We start from the raw sequence: 349 nt of genomic DNA on the forward strand, positions 1-349 counted from the left end.
CGTCAAAGCAGCAAAAAAGGAGGTGCGCTGAAATGCACAAGGACCCCAGAATCAAAAAGGTGCTGGTCATCGGCTCCGGCCCCATCATCATCGGCCAGGCCGCTGAGTTCGACTACTCCGGCACCCAGGCGAGCCGCGCCCTGAAAGCAGAGGGCATTGAGACCGTTCTGCTCAACACCAACCCCGCTACCATTATGACCGACCCCGATGTGGCCGATCATGTCTATATCGAGCCCATGACCCTTGAGGTGGTGGAGCGCATCATGGAGATCGAGAAGCCTGACTCCGTTCTGCCCAACCTGGGCGGCCAGATGGGCCTGAACCTCTCCATGGAGCTGGCCCGTTCCGG

Annotated in this window: 1 protein-coding gene; it reads left to right on the forward strand. The window is 59.9% G+C overall.

Features of this window, described 5'->3' with window-relative positions; all coding sequences use genetic code 11:
* Positions 1-32: 32 nt before the first annotated feature.
* Positions 33-349 (forward strand): hypothetical protein (locus tag P0G09_RS16150; RefSeq protein WP_275253170.1); only part of this gene is annotated, 317 nt, incomplete at its 3' end.

Source organism: Faecalibacterium sp. DFI.5.82 (assembly GCF_029076575.1).
Taxonomy (GTDB): domain Bacteria; phylum Bacillota; class Clostridia; order Oscillospirales; family Ruminococcaceae; genus Faecalibacterium; species Faecalibacterium duncaniae.